The sequence below is a fragment of the Peteryoungia wuzhouensis genome (genome assembly GCF_003205195.1).
Classification (GTDB): domain Bacteria; phylum Pseudomonadota; class Alphaproteobacteria; order Rhizobiales; family Rhizobiaceae; genus Allorhizobium; species Allorhizobium wuzhouense.
Genome location: NZ_QJRY01000005.1, coordinates 127,748 through 144,641, shown reverse-complemented (window position 1 = coordinate 144,641; position 16,894 = coordinate 127,748). Strand labels below are relative to the sequence as shown.

Annotated in this window: 16 protein-coding genes; 8 read left to right on the top strand and 8 right to left on the bottom strand. The window is 59.4% G+C overall.

Going from position 1 to position 16,894, the window contains the following annotated elements:
* Both nosZ and DMY87_RS14615 read right to left on the bottom strand, forming a co-directional pair.
* Window positions 1–1,929, bottom strand: a complete 1,929-nt coding sequence (gene nosZ, locus DMY87_RS14620) for a TAT-dependent nitrous-oxide reductase (RefSeq protein ID WP_110792366.1) — start codon at window positions 1,927–1,929, stop codon at window positions 1–3.
* A gap of 35 nt (window positions 1,930–1,964) precedes the next feature.
* Complete coding sequence (locus DMY87_RS14615; RefSeq protein WP_110792365.1) at window positions 1,965–4,121, bottom strand: NosR/NirI family protein; 2,157 nt, start codon at window positions 4,119–4,121, stop codon at window positions 1,965–1,967.
* A 273-nt stretch (window positions 4,122–4,394) separates the two neighbouring features.
* Between DMY87_RS14615 and DMY87_RS14610 the strand changes: the two genes are divergently transcribed.
* From DMY87_RS14610 to DMY87_RS14590, 5 genes are all read left to right on the top strand, one after another.
* Entirely contained in the window at window positions 4,395–5,327 is a 933-nt protein-coding gene (locus DMY87_RS14610; protein WP_110792364.1) for a DMT family transporter, read from the top strand.
* 449 nt (window positions 5,328–5,776) lie between these two features.
* Window positions 5,777–7,258 (top strand): PAS domain S-box protein, encoded by a 1,482-nt coding sequence (locus DMY87_RS14605; RefSeq protein ID WP_110792363.1) that lies wholly within the window; start codon window positions 5,777–5,779, stop codon window positions 7,256–7,258.
* Complete coding sequence (gene fixJ / locus DMY87_RS14600; protein WP_110792362.1) at window positions 7,248–7,859, top strand: response regulator FixJ; 612 nt, start codon at window positions 7,248–7,250, stop codon at window positions 7,857–7,859. Before DMY87_RS14605 ends, fixJ begins: the two co-directional genes overlap by 11 nt.
* Before the next feature lie 179 nt (window positions 7,860–8,038).
* Window positions 8,039–8,419 carry a hypothetical protein gene (locus DMY87_RS14595; protein WP_133253023.1) on the top strand — a complete coding sequence of 127 codons (381 nt, stop codon included), beginning with the start codon at window positions 8,039–8,041 and terminating at the stop codon, window positions 8,417–8,419.
* 67 nt (window positions 8,420–8,486) lie between these two features.
* On the top strand, window positions 8,487–9,122 hold the full coding sequence (locus DMY87_RS14590; RefSeq protein ID WP_110792599.1) for a helix-turn-helix domain-containing protein: 636 nt from the start codon (window positions 8,487–8,489) through the stop codon (window positions 9,120–9,122).
* 387 nt (window positions 9,123–9,509) lie between these two features.
* Here DMY87_RS14590 and DMY87_RS14580 read toward each other — a convergent pair whose 3' ends face one another.
* From DMY87_RS14580 to nirK, 4 genes are all read right to left on the bottom strand, one after another.
* On the bottom strand, window positions 9,510–9,950 hold the full coding sequence (locus DMY87_RS14580) for a pseudoazurin (RefSeq protein ID WP_425353504.1): 441 nt from the start codon (window positions 9,948–9,950) through the stop codon (window positions 9,510–9,512).
* Window positions 9,951–10,054: 104 nt separating this feature from the next.
* Window positions 10,055–10,756, bottom strand: a complete 702-nt coding sequence (locus DMY87_RS14575) for a Crp/Fnr family transcriptional regulator (RefSeq protein WP_110792358.1) — start codon at window positions 10,754–10,756, stop codon at window positions 10,055–10,057.
* Window positions 10,757–10,856: 100 nt separating this feature from the next.
* The gene (locus DMY87_RS14570; protein WP_110792357.1) at window positions 10,857–11,753 is read right to left on the bottom strand and encodes an SUMF1/EgtB/PvdO family nonheme iron enzyme; all 897 of its coding nucleotides are present in this window, start codon (window positions 11,751–11,753) and stop codon (window positions 10,857–10,859) included.
* A gap of 68 nt (window positions 11,754–11,821) precedes the next feature.
* Window positions 11,822–12,961 (bottom strand): copper-containing nitrite reductase, encoded by a 1,140-nt coding sequence (gene nirK, locus DMY87_RS14565; protein ID WP_110792356.1) that lies wholly within the window; start codon window positions 12,959–12,961, stop codon window positions 11,822–11,824.
* 227 nt (window positions 12,962–13,188) lie between these two features.
* On the opposite strand from nirK, the gene DMY87_RS14560 reads away from it, so the two are divergent.
* The gene (locus DMY87_RS14560) at window positions 13,189–14,433 is read left to right on the top strand and encodes an NnrS family protein (RefSeq protein ID WP_110792355.1); all 1,245 of its coding nucleotides are present in this window, start codon (window positions 13,189–13,191) and stop codon (window positions 14,431–14,433) included.
* Here DMY87_RS14560 and DMY87_RS14555 read toward each other — a convergent pair.
* Together DMY87_RS14555 and DMY87_RS14550 are read right to left on the bottom strand one after the other, a co-directional pair.
* Window positions 14,397–14,921: a DUF2249 domain-containing protein gene (locus DMY87_RS14555; protein WP_245408925.1), complete on the bottom strand. Its 525-nt coding sequence runs from the start codon at window positions 14,919–14,921 to the stop codon at window positions 14,397–14,399. The two genes, DMY87_RS14560 and DMY87_RS14555, sit on opposite strands and share 37 nt — an antisense overlap.
* Before the next feature lie 85 nt (window positions 14,922–15,006).
* Window positions 15,007–15,207, bottom strand: a complete 201-nt coding sequence (locus tag DMY87_RS14550) for a DUF2249 domain-containing protein (protein ID WP_342588659.1) — start codon at window positions 15,205–15,207, stop codon at window positions 15,007–15,009.
* Here DMY87_RS14550 and DMY87_RS24405 point away from each other — a divergent pair.
* Together DMY87_RS24405 and hemN are read left to right on the top strand one after the other, a co-directional pair.
* Window positions 15,157–15,447, top strand: a complete 291-nt coding sequence (locus DMY87_RS24405; RefSeq protein WP_245408940.1) for a hypothetical protein — start codon at window positions 15,157–15,159, stop codon at window positions 15,445–15,447. The two genes, DMY87_RS14550 and DMY87_RS24405, sit on opposite strands and share 51 nt — an antisense overlap.
* Before the next feature lie 34 nt (window positions 15,448–15,481).
* A complete protein-coding gene (gene hemN, locus DMY87_RS14545) occupies window positions 15,482–16,834 on the top strand; it encodes an oxygen-independent coproporphyrinogen III oxidase (RefSeq protein WP_110792598.1) in 1,353 nt (450 codons plus the stop codon).
* The last annotated feature ends 60 nt before the right edge of the window (window positions 16,835–16,894 follow it).

Genomic DNA, 16,894 nt, shown 5'->3' with positions numbered 1-16,894 from the left:
TCAGGCGCCCTTCCGTTCGACGAACATGCGTCCGCGCATTTCCATGTGCAGGGCATGGCAGAACCACTGGCAATAATACCAGTAGACGCCCGGATTGGCCGCGACGAAGGTGACAGAACTCGTCTGCTGCGGTCCGATCTCCATCGCCACACCATGATTGCCCATGGTGAAGCCATGCGTCAGATCGTCGATCTCGTCGAGATTGGTGACGATGACGGTGACTTCGTCGCCTTCCTTGACCGTGAAGCTCTCCTGGCTGAAAGCCGGAGCGACGGAGGTCAGATAGACGCGGACCTTGTTGCCGTCGCGGATCACCGCATCCGTCCATTCATCGATATTGACGCCATCGGCTTCGGCCTGCTTACGCGTCTCTGCCCAGAGCGGATCCTTGCGATCCCAGGTCGAGCGAATGTTCGGCAGGATCGACGGAGCAACCGCGATCGCGTCATGCGGCTCGGCAAAATTCGGGCCGTCATGCACGAGCTTCATCTTGTCGCCAGAGATGTCGATCAGCTGGTCGTTTTCCGGCTTCAGCGGGCCGACATTGAGGAAACGGTCCTTGGAGAACTTGCACAGGCAGACCAGCCAGTCGCTCGAAGCATCCAGCGTTTCGCCCATGACCGTCTTCAGGTGGCCCGGCTGATACTGGACGTCGATCTTGTCCTTGATCGGATTGATCTTCTCGCCAGCATAGGCCTTGATGGCGTCCTCGATGTTCCACTTGGCAACCTGGCTGTCGAGGAAGAGCGAGGTATAGGCATTGCCGCGGCCGTCGAAGGCGGTGTGCAACGGGCCGAGGCCAAGTTCCGGTTCGGCAACGACAGCACTGCGCGGTTCGGCGTTGTCGTAAAACAGGGCATCGAACTTGGTCACGTCAAGCACGGTGACGGTCGGCGAAAGCTTGCCGCCAATGCACAAGTGCTTCTTGTCCGGGGCCATGTTGCAGCCATGCGGATTGTTGGCGATCGGGATGTAGCGGGTGAACAGTGACTTGGCTTCCTTGCGACCGTCGAGCACCTTGACGCCATTGACCTCCTCGAATTGCCCGGCGGCGATCGCCTTTTCGATTTCGGCGAGGTTGAAGATGACGACATGGTCCATTTCAGACTTGGTCATCTCTTCGAGGGTCATCCCCATTTCGGAGTTGTAGCTGGTGGAGAAGGCCCATTTGCCTTCGTAGTCGGCGTCGCAATTGTCGAGATTGCCCGACACCTTGACCTGCCAGGCGACATCCCACTTTTCGGCATCGACGGCCGTGAAGATGTTCACATAGGTGGAGACATCCGTCATCGTCGAGCCATCATTGACGAGCGGCGCTTCGTCTTCGCCGTTGCAGAAGACGTAGTTGGTCTTCGGCCATTTCTGCGGACGCATGCCATGGATGCCCTTGGCATTCGGGATTTCCAGAATGGCATCGGTCTTCATGACGTCGCAGCGAACGCGGGCGACGCGGGTGTTGGCCTTGTCGTTCATGAACAGGAAGCGGCCGTCATATTTGCCCTCGGTGAAGGACATGTGGACGTGGTGAAGATCGCCATTGTCATGGATCTTCTTGCCGTTGGCGGCGAGCTGCTTCTTGGTCTTCTCGGACATCGTCCGCTGATGGATGCGGATCGATTCGTTGGTCTGGCCCCAGCCGGTGGCCGAGCAACGGTTGAACACCGGAACGCGCATCAGCTCGCGCATCGAGGGAATGCCAAGAATGCGCATTTCACCGGTCTGGCCGGAGGACCAGAAGCCGTAATAGTCATCGAGTTTGCCGGGCGCGACAGAGCCGTCGCCTTCCGCGGCCGCGAGCGCCGGTGTCGCCATGACGGCGGCTCCGAGGCCCAGTGCGCCGGCTCCCATGCTTCCGGCCAAAACGGCACTGCCGGCCGTGGCGCTGAACAGCTCTCGCCGGCTCAGGCCCTTGGTTTCTTTGCTTTTCATCGTCGATGTCCTCCTTCGGTTAGATTTGGCTTCAGTTAGACTTTGGCTGTGGATTGGTTGATCGGTGCCCCGCCCGGGCTTGCCGCTAGCTTTGCCCGCGACTTCATCTTCTTGATCACCACGGGGCAGACGGTTTCGGACTGGTAGAGCACCTGGCAGTGGAGGCAGTTGATGCACTCGTTCGGATTGATTTCGCCGGTCTTGTGGATGGCCTGCACCGGACACTGGTTGGAGCAGGTCTGGCAGGGATTTCCGCATTCGTGGTAGCGCTTCAGCCAGTCAAACATGCGCATGCGGGCCGGGATCGCGAGTGCGGCACCCAGCGGGCAGAGATAGCGGCAGTAGAAACGCTCGACGAACAGGCCGGCAACGAGAAGGGCGCCGGCATAGGCCACGAACGGCCAGGCACGGATGAACTTCAGGATGATCGCCGTCTTGAAGGGTTCGATCTCGGCCAGGTGCTCGGCCTGCTCCACACTCATCAGCGAGACGCCGAACAGACCGAGGAAGATCATGTACTTGAGCGGCCACAGGCGCTCATGCAGTCCCCAGGGTAGGGTCCATTGCGGGATATGCAGCTTGCGGGCGATCTGGTTGGTCAGTTCCTGCAGCGCGCCGAAGGGACAAAGCCAGCCGCAATAGGCGCCGCGCCCCCAGAACAGAAGTGCCGCCGCCACCGAGAACCAGAGGATGAAGGTCAGTGGATCGAGCAGGAAAGCCTGCCAACTGAAACCGGTGACGAGACTACCGAACAGGGCCATCAGGTTGACCACGGAGAGCTGGGCATTGGCATACCAGCCGAGGAAAACCAGTGTCACCGTCAGGAACAGGATCCGGAAGATGTAGAAGGCGCGGGCGTTTCTGACGGCATAGGTCTGGAAGAAGAAGACCGCCGTCAGCACGAAGAGCATGGCACCGAGCACCGTGATCTCCAGCGTCTTGTCGCGCCAGATACGCTTCCAAAGATCCGCCTGGGCGGAGCCCTCGTCCTGCTCGGCAACGGCCTTGACCTCGACGGGAGGGGCGACGACGGCCTTCAGATACGTCTGCGGCAGCTGATAGCCAAGCTCGAAGGTATGAAAAACCTTCTCGATCGGCCCGACCTCGCGATGCGCCAGAAGCTGGATACGGAACGGCTTGCTCGGATCGAAGCCGACATTCGCAGGAATGCGAAAGAGGTCCATCTCAGAGAATTCGGGCGCTCCAGGCAGTGCGATCCCGCCCAGGCGGCGATGATCGCGGTCGCGAAAGCGCACCGAAACGTCATCCTGGATCAGCACGATGCGATCGAAGATGCCGCCGCGCACATAGCCGGAGCCTTTGAACGAGTAGAGCCCCCTGCCAACGATGGCGATGGCGCTTTCGCCCTCCTTCAACCAGCTCTTTAGATTGGCCTCCTCGGCCGGGCCAAGGAGAGCCTTGCCGATGGCAGGCACCGAGACCAGCGCCGCATGCATGTCGATGAAGGTGGTTTCAGGCGGCTCCGTCAGGGCACGCTCGCGGGCACGCACATCGGCATGTTCGGCGAATGCGGCATTGACCTGCGCCACGTCCAGCGACAGCCGGCGGATCGTCCCGTCTCCCTCCGCCTCGGTCCAATCGACCGGCGCAGACGCATCGACATTGACCGTGAAGCGTGGGCCGGCCTGGTCGCTCTCCGGCGTCAGGCCACCAAGCCCGAGCGCCCGCGCCACCTTCAGGCCGGAGCGCACGATCGAATCGTCGATCACCATCACGGTGACCGTCGCACCGGAGATGATATCCACATCGTGGGACGTACCGCCGGATTTCGCCTCGGCGGCGAGGTCCAGTCCTGCATAGCCCGACACCAGCGCCTTGACCTTGGCTTCGGGAATACCGATCAGGACGATCGGCTCGGAATGCTTCACCAGCTGCACGCCGATAATCTTGGCGTCGAGACCAACGGCCACCAGGGTGTGGATGGGTTTGCCGGAATAGCCGGTCGTGCCGACGAAATCCGAGGTGAGGAAGATCCAGCCCACAGTCTCGCCGCCCTTCAGTACGGGCGCGACCGGCAGATCTGCGCGGATGGGACCGAAGCCGTCTGCCCCCGGCACCAGATCGGAGACCTTGGCCGCCGGCAGATACTTTTGCAGCACCGATGCCGCGCTAGCCGAGTAAGCGAGGCAGAGAGAGGCACAGAGCAAAAGAACCAGACGGAAGAGTTTCATTCCAGATTTCCCGCAAATCGTTGCAGGAGCATTGGCGTCTTCCGGGTTCAGGATCGTTGCGCCAGATCAAGCATCGAAGCAATTCTTGAATGATTGCAGGCGACTGGAAGGCGGCATATCAGTTGGGTGATCCGAGAGCCGCCGACGGTTGCCGACGGCCCGCAGACTGCGGGTCAACCTCTCGATTTCCCCGGCAAACAATGACATTGCACGCCTCGGCGACCGGCAGATCCGGGTCTCATCTCGCGTTTTTACAGTCGGTGGCGGTGGCATATGAAGAATGAGAGCAGCGCGAAGCCGGAACAACTGGACCGCCCTGCCCTCGGCATCATGCTGCGCATACTCTCCGGCGCACTTTTTGCGGCGATGGCTGTTTTCGTCAAAGCGGTTTCTGCAGATGTGCCCGTGGGCCAGATCGTATTCTTCCGGTCGGCATTCGCGCTCGCACCCCTCGTCTGCTTCCTCTGGATACGAGGGGAGTTTCCAGGCGGACTGGCGACAAGGCGTCCACTCGATCACCTGTTGCGATCGGCACTCGGCGCGGCAGCCATGTTTGCGTCCTTCGCCTCGATTGCCCGCCTGCCACTCGCGGAGGCAACCCTCCTAGGTTATCTCTCTCCCGTTTTCACGGCAATTGCGGGCGTCCTCATCCTTTCGGAACGGGCAACGGTCTGGCGGATCGCGGGGGTCATCTTGGGCACTCTCGGCATAGTGGCACTCGTCTGGCCGGAACTTGGTCAAGCAACGGTCGACGATACACGTCTAGCCGGCTTCGGCTTCGGTCTTCCGATGGGGCTGCTCACGGCATTCGCTCTGATTATGGTGCGCAGCCTCAGCCGAACGGAAAGTCCAGGCGCCATCGCATTTTATTTCGTCGTAGCATCCATGATCGGCGGCATCGCGACGCTCCCATTCGGCTGGGCAGCGCCGAGCCTATCCCAATTGCTGTGTCTCGTCGGCGCCGGCATTTTCGGAGGCTTTGCACACATCTGCATGACGCTGGCCTTCCGCTACACGGAAGCCTCGCGCCTCGCCCCGTTCGAATATCTGGCGATCCTGTGGCCGATCTTGGCCGATCTCGTCCTGTTCGGTCAGCCGCTGACGCATCCCTTTCTCCTCGCCCTGCCGCTCGTCCTATCGGGGGCCGCCGTTGCGGCACTCGAAGCAAAGCGGCGCGCCTCGCCCTCAAAGAGCAAGGCCCCATGAGCTTGCAGACACATTGTTTACCCGCGCCAGCGCAACGATGACCGAGCACACCTTGCACCGCAGCACGATGTCATCGAAGTGACGCGCAGCAATGCGAAGACTATCCTGACTGGTCCATGCAGGAGGCTCGTTACCCCTCTGCGTTCAACTCTGTCGAACCCGACAGCATGGCAAAGGCAGGCGGGAACAAAGCTGCATCCATCGTGTTCGGCAAACCAAAAAACCGCATTCGGCGAGCCGATCGCCGCCGTCTGACTGCCACCTTGCAGCCCACGGCAACCCACTCCTTTGGGGAGGTGGAGAATACTGATGAGGATCACTTTTTGACTTCTATCAACCGGAGGCAGGGGCTAGGTTGCCGCTCACGAATGGCGAATCGTTCGCAACCGGTGCGGATGACGGCCCGCGCAAAATCGCTTCGGTAAAGTGAACTAGAAATCACGGTCGCTATGGTAAACTCGCAAAAGAGGAACACCCGATCGCTCCCCAACGCGCGGGGCTATGTCGTCGCGGTTGTCGGAACGGTAGCGGCCATCGGTGGCGCACGTTTTGCCATGGGCGACGCCGCTTCGGAAACGCTCTCCCTGTTTCTGGCGATTTCGGTCGTCGCCACAGCTCTGATTGGCGGGGCGGGCCCGGCCCTGCTCGCAGCTATCTTGGGCCTCACCGGTTGGCTCCTTTCCGGTCAGTTTCCTCTCCCCGAAACAGCGGGCTTCGAAACAGGCGCGCTTGCCGTCTTAGCCGCGCTTATTGTCTGGCTTGCCTGGCGATCAGACAAAAATCGAGACACGCAGTCGGAACTGAAGGAAGCACTGGACGACCGCGAGGCGCGGCTTGGGTCGATCCTCGACACCGTGCTCGATGCCACCATCGTCAGCGACGAGAACGGGATCATCATTTCGTTCAACTCCGCAGCCGTCCGTCAGTTTGGTTATTCGGAAGACGAAGCGATCGGTCAAAACCTGAAGCTGCTCATGCCTCAGCCCTACCGCCTGGAGCATGATGGCTACATGCGCCGCTACATGGAAACGGGCGAAAAGAGGATTATTGGTGTCGACCGGGTCGTGGTCGGCCAGCGCAAGGACGGTTCGACCTTTCCGATGAAGCTTGCCGTCGGCGAGATCAAACGCGGCGGAAAACGGTTCTTCACCGGGTTTGTCCGCGACCTCACGGAGCGAGAAGAATCTGCGGCGCGCCTGCAGGAGATCCAGACCGAACTCGCAAGGCTCGGCCGATTGAACGAGATGGGCGAGATGGCGTCGACGCTGGCGCACGAGTTGAACCAGCCATTGTCGGCTATCGCCAACTATGTGCATGGCTGTGCGCGTTTGTTGCAGAACGCGGTTGACGATCGCGATATCCAGGTTCGCGACGCCTTGCTGGAAGCGGGAGAACAGAGCATCCGCGCCGGGCAGATCATTCGACATCTGCGCGAGTTCGTCACCAAGGGCGAGACGGAAAAGCGCACGGAGAGCCTGCGCCAACTCGTGGAAGAGGCCGGAGCGCTGGCGCTTGTCGGCTCACGGGAAAAGGGCGTGCGCACCGTGTTCGATTTCACCTCCGACAATGATCAGGTCTTCGTCGACCGCATCCAGATCCAACAGGTGCTGACCAACCTTATGCGCAACGCGATCGAGGCGATGAAGCACACGGAAAACAAGGAAATCCGCGTCAGCGTCCGCTCGGACAAGATGGACCTGCTGACGGTGAGAGTTGAGGATTCCGGTCCCGGGATATCTCCTGAAGTCGCTCAGGATATCTTCAAGCCATTCACCACCACCAAGGCAGGAGGAATGGGGATCGGCTTGTCGATCTCCAGGCGGATCGTCGAAGCCCATGGCGGAGAGATGACCGTGTCCAAAAGTGAACTTGGCGGCGCCTGTTTCAGTTTTACCCTTTTGCAGCACGACGAGGGCCAGAATGCAGCCTGACGATTTTACCGTCCACATCGTTGATGACGAAGAGGCACTTCGCAAATCGCTGGGGTTCATGCTGACGGTGAACGGTTTCGGCGTGAGGCTTCATCCGACCGCAACCGCCTTTTCGGAGATTGCCCAGAGCCTTCGCAACGCAGTCCTGGTCACGGACATGCGCATGCCCGACATGAGTGGCCTGGACCTGGTGCGCAAGATATCGAGCATCTCGCCACCGATACCCTCGATCATCGTAACAGGGCATGGCGATATCCCGATGGCCGTCGAAGCGATGAAAGCCGGCGCCGTGGACTTCATCGAGAAGCCGTTCGAAGAGGCCGTGATCATTGAAGCGGTGCGACGGGCGGCCGAAAAACTGGCGGATTCGTCTGCGGGCACGGTGAGCGTGGACGATATCCGCTCACGCATTGGTAGCCTCAGCGAACGGGAACGGCAGATCCTGGCAGCCGTCGTGGCCGGGCAGCCGAACAAAGCCATCGCTTTCAATCTCGACATCAGCCCGCGAACCGTCGAAGTCCATCGCGCCAATGTGATGATGAAGATGAAGGCACGCAGCCTGCCGGAACTGGTGCGCATGTCGCTGACCGTCAGCATCTAGCCTGTCCAGCAAAGTTCTCTTAGTGGTTTTGCGTCCGGACTGCGGAAAAACAAATAGATATATAATTTCAGGTGGTCGGCTTTTCACCGGAAATTCTCCCGCCGATTTCTCGCGTAATCCGACTTACGCTTGATCCATGACAAGGTCGTGCGTCTGCCAATATGCGATCACGAAGCTTGGTGAAAGACTACGACCGAGCTTCTGAGATCCCATTGTCCACGCTGTCTGCCATTGTTGCTGTTGTCAAAGACCCGGCCTTGCTGCGGTCGATCAGCTTTGCCCTCAACACGCACGGCCAGACAGTAGAGCAGTTCAACGACTGGACGATGGCTGCCGAGGCGATCAGTCATGCGCAATGCGTCATTCTCGACACCTGCCTCCCGCCCGCCGATCTGACGGCCGGCCTCAGCCTGGCCAGCCGCGGCGTAAAAGTCGTCGTGCTCGCCGAGGACGACAGAGACTACGAGGGCGTGAACCCGGACGACATTTGTGTGCTGTCCAAGCCCCTCAAGGGACCGGATATTGCCAATGCCGTATCGGCCCTACGTAAGAACCCGTAGTGGAAGAACTCAATAGCGACAAAGCCTCCGATCCAACATGATCTCCTCAACCAGAGGGGACATGCCGATGCAGACCGCCGCTTCGATCACACTCAATTCGCGTATCTCCGCCCCGCCGCGTGCGCGGAGCCAGGCGCATATCAGGCCCGTGATCTTTCATGCGCCGGATTGCGTGATCTACGCCCAGGGCGAACGCACGCGTTCACTCTATCAGATCGAATATGGGGCGGTGCGCATTTACCGCCTGCTGGCCGATGGCCGCCGTCAGATCGTCGCCTTTCACCTCGTCGGTGAGACCTTCGGCTTCGAGATCAACGACACCCACAGCTTCTATGCCGAGGCCATGGTGAACACCGGTCTGATCTCCATCGAACGCGACGCCGGCGGCCAGCTCAACGACCGCCTGGTCGGCGTTGCCTTGAAAGCCATGGTTCGCGCCCAGGAACACTTGCTGGTCGTCGGCCGCCAGAGTTCGCTCGAGAAAATCGCCGTTTTCCTGGTGGACCTCGCCGATCGCGAGGGCGGCGCGGATGTGATCGACCTACCCATGAGCCGCATCGACATCGGCGACTACCTGGGGCTGACCATCGAAACCGTTTCGCGCACGATCTCGAAACTCCGCGATATGGGGATCGTCAGGCTGCGCAATGCCCGCAGCATCGAGATCGTGAAACCCGAAAAGCTTCGGATGCTGAGCAACTAGAGCAAGTCCAGCAAAAGTGCGAAGCGGTTTTGCGTCCGAAATTGCGTGAAAACAAAGAGATAGAGCATTGAAGGCGCATCCGTTTTCGCCGGAAGTGCTCTATAGTCTTTCCGGCAAAACTGCGTCGGCATATGCGAAACAGCGGACCGAAGCCGGGCCCTGAGAAACGGTCGTCGCTCGGTCTCCGCACGGATCACCAGATCACTCATCTCCGCTTGCGACACGACGCTCGTCGTGACCGAGGCGACACCGCCCCCCCAGGCGACATGGAAGGTCTCTGCCTGCCGGAACGCGCGGAAGCGCGATCCACATAGAGGCTGGTTCAGTCAAAAAATGCCGCCCAGGGCCTCCCGGGCGGCATTTTCCATTCTGCAACAATCTTCCGGTTTACTTCGCTGCGGCGACAGCAGCGTCGATGCGCTCGCGGGCCTTCTTCGGAAGCTTGGCGGCGTTGAAGGCGTCGAGATTGGCGGCAGGGGCGTCCCCAACGAGGATGGCAGCGACCATACCCATGCCGACATGGGGTGCGCATTTCACACCGTAGACACCGGGAACCTCGAAGGTAACCTTGATCGTCTCGTTCATCTTGCCCTTGAACTCCGCAGCACCATCCGGGATCATGCCCTTGATGGTTTCGGCATTGTGGCCCTTGTCGGTGGGGATGAAGGTGACGGTATCACCGGGGGCAATCTTCAGGCCCGCAGGCTCGAACACCATGGCACCATCTGCACCCTTGTTCAGCAACTTGACTTCGAAGTCAGCAGCGATCGAGAGCGCCGGGGCCGAAAGCAAAAGAACGGCTGCCATGGTTACACTACGCAGTTTCATTTTCATCTCCTAAGACGGGAACACCTCGTTCCGATGGAGAAGAGATAGGCCGGGATGGACGAGCCTTCTTTGCGCAATATCAAGTAAGGGAACGCTTTCCCTGGCTATCGACGTTCGGGAAGCGAATCCGCCAGCGATGCCAGTTCGGCCATATCGCGCACAAGCAGTTTCTGACGACCGCCTTCGATCAGGCCTCTGCTCTCCCAGGAACTGAATATGCGCGAGACCGTATGAATCGTGGTTCCGGTCATTTCGGCGATATCCTGCCTTGAAATCGGAAAATCGATCCGAATTCCCGCAGCCTCCTTGCGACCGGCCTTCTGCGCCAGCCGCAACACGGTATGCGCTACCCTCTTCTCGACTTCTTGCGTGGACATTTCGCGAATGCGGACATGCGCTTCCTCGAGCCTTTGTCCGATCGTCTCCATCGCGCTGACGGCAAGCCTTGGATTCCGTTCCACGAATTTCGGCCACATATCAGTTGGCCAGGACAGAACAATGCTTTCGGCAGCAGCAAGGGCGGTTCCCGGATAATCGTGTCGTTGCAGAGCCTTGGCGAAGCCGAACAGGTCACCTGGATGGACGACGCGCACGATGATCTGCTGACCCGCGCTCGTGACCTGCGTGACCTTCAAACGCCCATGCAGAAGGAGGAAGAAATATGAAGCCGGCTGTCCCTGTTCGAACACGGACTCACCGATCGGCAGTCGTCTCGTTTGCGCGGGAACGAGCAGCGCGTCCAACTCGTCATCGGTCATCTTGTCGAATAATGACAAGGACTTGATGATCGTCCGATCAAGTTTCAAAACAGATCCCTCTCCCGCCAACCAGCGTGCACTTTCAGGCCTTGAGGAACCCGATAACGACTGTCATGGCGAGTGTCCAATGCGACAGGGGCAACCTACCTCACAAGGCACCGATCGAAAAGAGCAAAGGAGCGTACCAGCGACGATCTTCGACCAGCCGGAAGCCGACATGGTCTGGAGGAACACCGACTGAGCAGCCACCGCTTTTCGGGTCGCGGATGAACGAACTCAGGGGCGATCTGTGTTTTCCGGCGGCAATGTAGACGCCGCAGGCTTCGGTTGTGACCGACCGTCCCTCCGTGACGAGATCGACGCGTTTATTGCAGGTCGTCGTCCATTCCCAGACGTTACCAGCAAAATCGGCCAGACCATGCTCGTTCTCGCCAAAGCTGCCATAGGGAAGCGGCTCTGGCTCCTTGGATCTCTTGCGAGCGGCTTCGCGCTCGTAGTCGGCGAGCCAACGCAGTGCCGGGTTCCGAGTGTCCGGATCTATGCCGAGGGCGTCATCCGGAAACTTTTCACCAGCCGCAAAGGCCAACTCCACGTCACTCGGCAGACGCCAGACCCCACCGCTCTTTTCCGAAAACCAGCGGGCATAGAGTGTCGCGTCGTCATGACTGACGCCAGTTGCCGGCATGTCGGGGCGAGATAGGGTGGCCGATTCCCGGGCCGGGCATGCCCCATCGGCAACGCAGGCATCGTAATCCTGCGTGCTCACCTGATACTTCATGATCGTCAGAGGCGCTGTCATCACATAGTCTGCCTTCGGCCCGTCGACGGCATATCCGGCGCGGTAAAACTCACCGGGCTGGCGGTAGGTGAAACTTGCCGGAGCCACCGAGATCGTCTGCGGCGGGAGCAGATCAGTGCCACCACTCAACCGCACGATCCCCGATTGAACCAAGACGGCAGTGGACAAAGCACCGATGAGCAGAAGCGGCAGCAATACCGAGCCGACCGAATTCGGATGCCTGGGGGTGAGAACAGCGCCGGACATGGCGATTTCCAACAGATTAGAGAGGAAGTTCACGGGGCGCTCTATCAGCACCCCGTGCGTCGCAAGGATCAGCTGTCCGGCTTGACCACGGCGGTCATCAGATCGTCGTTCCAGTCGCCGGTGACCTTAAAGTGTGCGGCCGCACCCTTTTCGAAGGCTTCGATCAGGTTGTGGTTCACATAGGCGTAGATGCCCGGCTGCTGGAAGGTGTAGTAGGCGGCACCCGCAGCGCCTCCGGGAATGAACCAGGTTTCCTGATCGAGTTGCGGCGGGTTGGCGAACTTGCCGGTTGCCCAGACATAATCGCCATGGCCACCGATCAGATGCGGACGGGTGTCGCGATTGGCCTGCGAATGCAGGATCAGAACCCGTTCGCCGACCGCAGCAGTCAGGGCATTGTCGCCCGTCAGGGCTCCGACCGCACCGTTGAAAACAATGTGGCTCGGGGTCAGCGTGTTCATGACTTCGAGCACATCGGCATAACCATCGCCGGCACTTTCATACTTCTTGTAATTGCCGTCGGCATCCTTCGGAACATAGAAGTCCTGCTCGCCAACATAATAGACCTTGTCATAGGGTAGATCGTTGCCCTTGTGATCCTTCAGGCCGTCGCGCGGCAGAACCATGATCGCGCCATTCATGCCCGAGGTGACATGCCACGGCACCATTCCGGGAGGTGCGCAGTGGTAGACGAAGACACCTGCCTTGGTGGCCTTGAAGCGCAGGACGGCTGTCTCGCCCGGATTGACCAGCGTCAGCGCACCACCGCCAAGGGCACCTGTGGCCGAGTGGAAATCGATGTTGTGCTGAAGCGTGTTGGTCTCGGGATTGATGAGGGTCAACTCGACATAATCGTCCTGATGAACGACCATCATGGGACCAGGGACCGAGCCGTTGAACGTCATGGCATGGACTTCGGTTCCGGCATCATCGACGATGATCTTCTTTTCCTGGATGGTGAGTGTGAACTCGACAACCTTCGGGGGCCCTTCAGCCTTCTGCGTATGGGCATGAACGAAGGGCGGCGCCACCAGGTCGACCTTTACCCGCTCCAGCTTGGCAATGTCGGCGGCGGTGGCAGCGGCGTTGGTTTTGATGTCACCGCCTTCGGCGCGAGCAACCGTGCCTGACAAAGCAGGTGCGAGTGCGCTCGCGAAGACAGCGCCGGCAAGCATTGTTCTTCTGGTTAGGTTCAGGCACTCGGTCATGGTCGTTTCTCCTTATCAATCAGTGAGCGTTTCGCTCGAACTGTTGACACTGTTTTACTTCATGACGCGCCGATCTATTTGTTCTGGAACAATGAACTTCGGAGGGCGACTGCGTCATTCAGCCGCCGATCTAATAATAGGTTTGTCGGCGCCCTTTGATCGAGATCAATTACTTCGTCTGAAAATCTTCGAGGCAGCATCATCGGCGACTTTGGAGAGCAAGTTTCATGAAGGAAGAGACACGACCAACCCGTGGCGGCATTCCTCGCGGCCTGGGGCGCGACGGCGCCATTCTGCTATCCTACGGATTCCGGCCTTTCTATCTCGGCGCGTCTCTTTGGGCCATTGCGACGATCACGATCTGGATCTGCACGATTAGCGGCTGGCTCCAACCAGCAGAAACATATGGCCAGTCCGCCTGGCACGCGCACGAACTTCTTTTCGGCTTCATGCCGGCGGTACTGGTGGGATATCTGATGACGACCGTCCCGAACTGGACGGGTCGCTTTCCCCTCTCAGGCAAGCCTCTCGGCCGCCTCTTCTTCATATGGCTTGCGGGCCGCCTCTCCATGCTGATGGTCGGGGAAACAACGGCCGTCATCGCGCTCCTGATCGACTGGATCTTCCTTCCACTCTTTGCCTATTTCTGCTTGCGGGAGGTCTGGGTCGCGAGACGAATTGCGGATGTAAAGCCAATCCTTTGCGTTAGCTCTCTCGCGCTTATCAATGGCGGGTTTCATATCGCAGCCATGCACGGCGGAGACGTCGGAGCCTGGGCACGGGCAGCCCTTTCCGTCTATGTCCTGTTGATCACCGCGACCTCCGACAAACTCATTCCAAGCTTCACAAACAGCTGGCTTGCCCAGTCAGGCAGACCGCGCCTCGCCACCGGCAATCGCATTGTCGATCGCTTCGTCCTGACTGCCACGCTCCTGACCGCGACGATGTGGACATATGAACCGTCCAGTCTGCTTACGGCGACCCTGGCGGCTGTTGCGGCTGGTGCGCACCTCGTTCGCGCAGCAAGATGGTTCAGGCCAATGATCCTGCGATCTCCCCTGATCTCAGGGATGCACTTCTCTTACGGCTTCATCCCTCTCGGGCTATTGGGAATGGGCGCGACCGCACTCGACCTGCTCGGCCCGCTTACGGCAATGCATCTTCTAGCCATCGGATCCGTCACGGGGATGATGCTTGCGGTTATGAACCGGTCGATCCGGCTTCATACCGGTCGAAACGAGAAAATTTCGTGGGTTCAGCGGCTGTCCGTTCCATGCGTGCTGTTTGCAGCAGGCGTTCGCATCGCAGCCGACCTCATTCCGGAATACTATGGGCCCGTTATCGCAACGTCAGGACTGTTCTGGATTTCCGCCTTTGTCTTGTTTCTCAGGGACAATGCGGGTCTCCTATGCCACGTTCAGCGGCAACCGGGTCGTCAACCTTCACCGCCAACCCGGATCAACATGCGATAGGCGCGCTTCGACGCATCGAGATTGCCGACCCATTGATGACCGCGCTGTTCCAGCTCCGCGCATAAAAAGCGCGATTCCTCTGACAACACCGCGAAAAGCACTTCGCCGGGCTCCATGAGTTCGATCAGCGAGAGAACCTTTTCCATCGGTACCGGGGGCTGCTGCTCAGAAAGGTCGACCCGCCACAGCGGATCAGGCCAGGCCGCTGCTTCTTCTGCCCCGATCGAGTGGAGAACTTCTGCGGAAGCTTCCGTCACCGGAAGGAACATCACCTCCCACTCGCCGTCATCCAGTTCCTTCAGTTCGGCCGAATAGCCCCGGCGCGCCATGACGCTCAGCAGCGGTACCGGGCGAAACGTTGCCAGCAGGCGCAGGCCTTCTCCCGGCTGCAAGGACTGAACCGCATCCATGATCGCGGGAAACGGCTCCCCTCCGTCACGAAGGATGGGCCTTACGTCGAGTTCTTTGAAGTTGGCTGTCGTCGACACTTGACCTCCCAATTTCCGACTTCACCTGTCCGATCACCATGGATGGCGTGGAGCGACCGCTGTCTCCCGATCGCTCCCTCATGGTTCAGTGACCGCCACCGCAGTTGCAGTTGCAGCCTTCGTGCTTCTTTCGGCGAATCCGGACTTCCCATATCTCCGGACCGCGGGAAAGGTATTCCCATCCGAACATCCCATCATAATGCATTTCCAGATGGTAGTAGAGCGGGACCGGATCATGATCGACGGTCAGGAGCAGCTGGAAATCCGGAAGCAGCGCATTCAACATTCCGAATATGCGGGGATGTCTTTCCATGTGGGGAATTTCGCGCACGTCGAGTTTGAGAACATGATCTTCAACAACGGTCATTCGGTGGCTTTCTTCAATGCAGGTTTGCAGGTCGCATGCAGCTCTGCCGCACCACAGGACATTGCAGCCCGCGTGCCCAGCCTTCGTTGTGCTGTGACAAGCAAAAGCTGGAAAGCAGCGTTCCTCTTTGCCTTTCGACAACGAAACGACGGCACCTGACAGTATCGTCACGGCACAAAACCGGAGCGATATGATGAACTCAGAGATTATCCGCCGTTATGGCGAAAGCCGCCTGCCCCGTTACACGAGCTATCCGACGGCGCCCCGCTTTTCGCCCAGCATAGGTGCGGGCACCTATCGCGACTGGCTGGCCGCCGTGCCGGAAAACGATCCGGTCTCCCTTTACCTGCATGTGCCCTTCTGCCGCTCCATGTGCTGGTATTGCGGCTGCCACACGACGATTACCCAGAAGGATGCACCGATCCTCGACTACCTGACCGTGCTGAAACAGGAAATCAGACTGGTGGCGAGGGCCATCGGACGGCGGCAGGACGTCAGCGACATTCACTTCGGCGGCGGCACGCCCACCATCATGACGCCGCAGGAATTCCGAGATCTGGCTGCCACGCTTGCCGCAGCCTTTGGCACCGGGAGCACGACAGAGCTTGCGGTGGAAATCGACCCGAGAACGCTGACCGTCGATATGTCTGTAGCACTCGGCGAAGCAAGAATGACCCGGGCGAGCCTCGGCGTACAGAGCTTCGATCCCAAGGTTCAAAAGGCGATCAATCGCATCCAGTCGGCAGAACAGACGGCAACAGCCCTTTCAAACCTGCGCAAGGCAGGAGCCAGAAGCGTCAACTTCGACCTCATCTATGGTTTGCCGCATCAGACCGTCGACTCCGCGATTGAAACTGCGAAGATGGCGGCCGCCATGCGTCCCGAACGCTTCGCCGTGTTCGGCTACGCCCATGTTCCGAACTTCAAGAAGCATCAGCGCCTGATCGATGCGGCAGCCCTTGGCGATGCTCATGAGCGGCATGCCCAGGCAGAGGCAATCGCGGCAACGCTGTGTCAAGCCGGATATCGCCGCATCGGCCTCGATCATTTTGCCCTTCCGGAGGATTCGCTTTCGATCGCGGCCGATCGCAAAGCACTGCGCCGCAATTTCCAGGGATATACGACCGATGACGCCTCGACACTCATCGGGTTTGGATCCTCGGCGATCGGACGCCTTGACGAAGGCTACGCGCAAAACGACGTCGCGATCGGACGTTATGCAAATGCCATCTCATCCGGTGAACTGGCGACGTCGAAAGGCTATCGTCTCACCCGAGAAGACCGCGTCCGTGCCTGGATCATCGAGCGGCTGATGTGCGACTTCCAGGTCGATTTTGGAGCCATGCCGGAAGGTTTCGAACTTCCAGACGACAGCATCGGCAAAGCCAATCTGCCACTGAAGACGTTGTTGGAGGAAGGTATCGTTAGCTGGCGTGGGGATCTGCTGAGTGTCGATACGCAGCACAGGTTCCTGGTGAGAACGGTGGCTTCGTGCTTCGATGCCTATCTCGGTGAAACGGACAGAACACACGCCACTGCGGCCTGAGCCAAAACGGTGAAACGAGAAAGCCCGGACCGATCGCTCGGTCCGGGCTTTCCCTTTGCG

Excerpts from the sequence above, each read along its gene's own strand:
- DMY87_RS14550 (WP_342588659.1), bottom strand. The coding sequence starts at position 15,207 with ATGTTGAATGCGCTGCTTCCGGATTTCCAGCTGCTCCTGACCGTCGAT.
- hemN (WP_110792598.1), top strand. The coding sequence starts at position 15,482 with ATGAACTCAGAGATTATCCGCCGTTATGGCGAAAGCCGCCTGCCCCGT.
- DMY87_RS14605 (WP_110792363.1), top strand. The coding sequence starts at position 5,777 with ATGGTAAACTCGCAAAAGAGGAACACCCGATCGCTCCCCAACGCGCGG.
- DMY87_RS14580 (WP_425353504.1), bottom strand. The coding sequence starts at position 9,950 with ATGAAACTGCGTAGTGTAACCATGGCAGCCGTTCTTTTGCTTTCGGCC.
- nosZ (WP_110792366.1), bottom strand. The coding sequence starts at position 1,929 with ATGAAAAGCAAAGAAACCAAGGGCCTGAGCCGGCGAGAGCTGTTCAGC.
- DMY87_RS14615 (WP_110792365.1), bottom strand. The coding sequence starts at position 4,121 with ATGAAACTCTTCCGTCTGGTTCTTTTGCTCTGTGCCTCTCTCTGCCTC.
- DMY87_RS24405 (WP_245408940.1), top strand. The coding sequence starts at position 15,157 with ATGATCGACGGTCAGGAGCAGCTGGAAATCCGGAAGCAGCGCATTCAA.
- DMY87_RS14570 (WP_110792357.1), bottom strand. The coding sequence starts at position 11,753 with ATGTCCGGCGCTGTTCTCACCCCCAGGCATCCGAATTCGGTCGGCTCG.
- DMY87_RS14590 (WP_110792599.1), top strand. The coding sequence starts at position 8,487 with ATGCAGACCGCCGCTTCGATCACACTCAATTCGCGTATCTCCGCCCCG.
- DMY87_RS14560 (WP_110792355.1), top strand. The coding sequence starts at position 13,189 with ATGAAGGAAGAGACACGACCAACCCGTGGCGGCATTCCTCGCGGCCTG.
- nirK (WP_110792356.1), bottom strand. The coding sequence starts at position 12,961 with ATGACCGAGTGCCTGAACCTAACCAGAAGAACAATGCTTGCCGGCGCT.
- fixJ (WP_110792362.1), top strand. The coding sequence starts at position 7,248 with ATGCAGCCTGACGATTTTACCGTCCACATCGTTGATGACGAAGAGGCA.
- DMY87_RS14610 (WP_110792364.1), top strand. The coding sequence starts at position 4,395 with ATGAAGAATGAGAGCAGCGCGAAGCCGGAACAACTGGACCGCCCTGCC.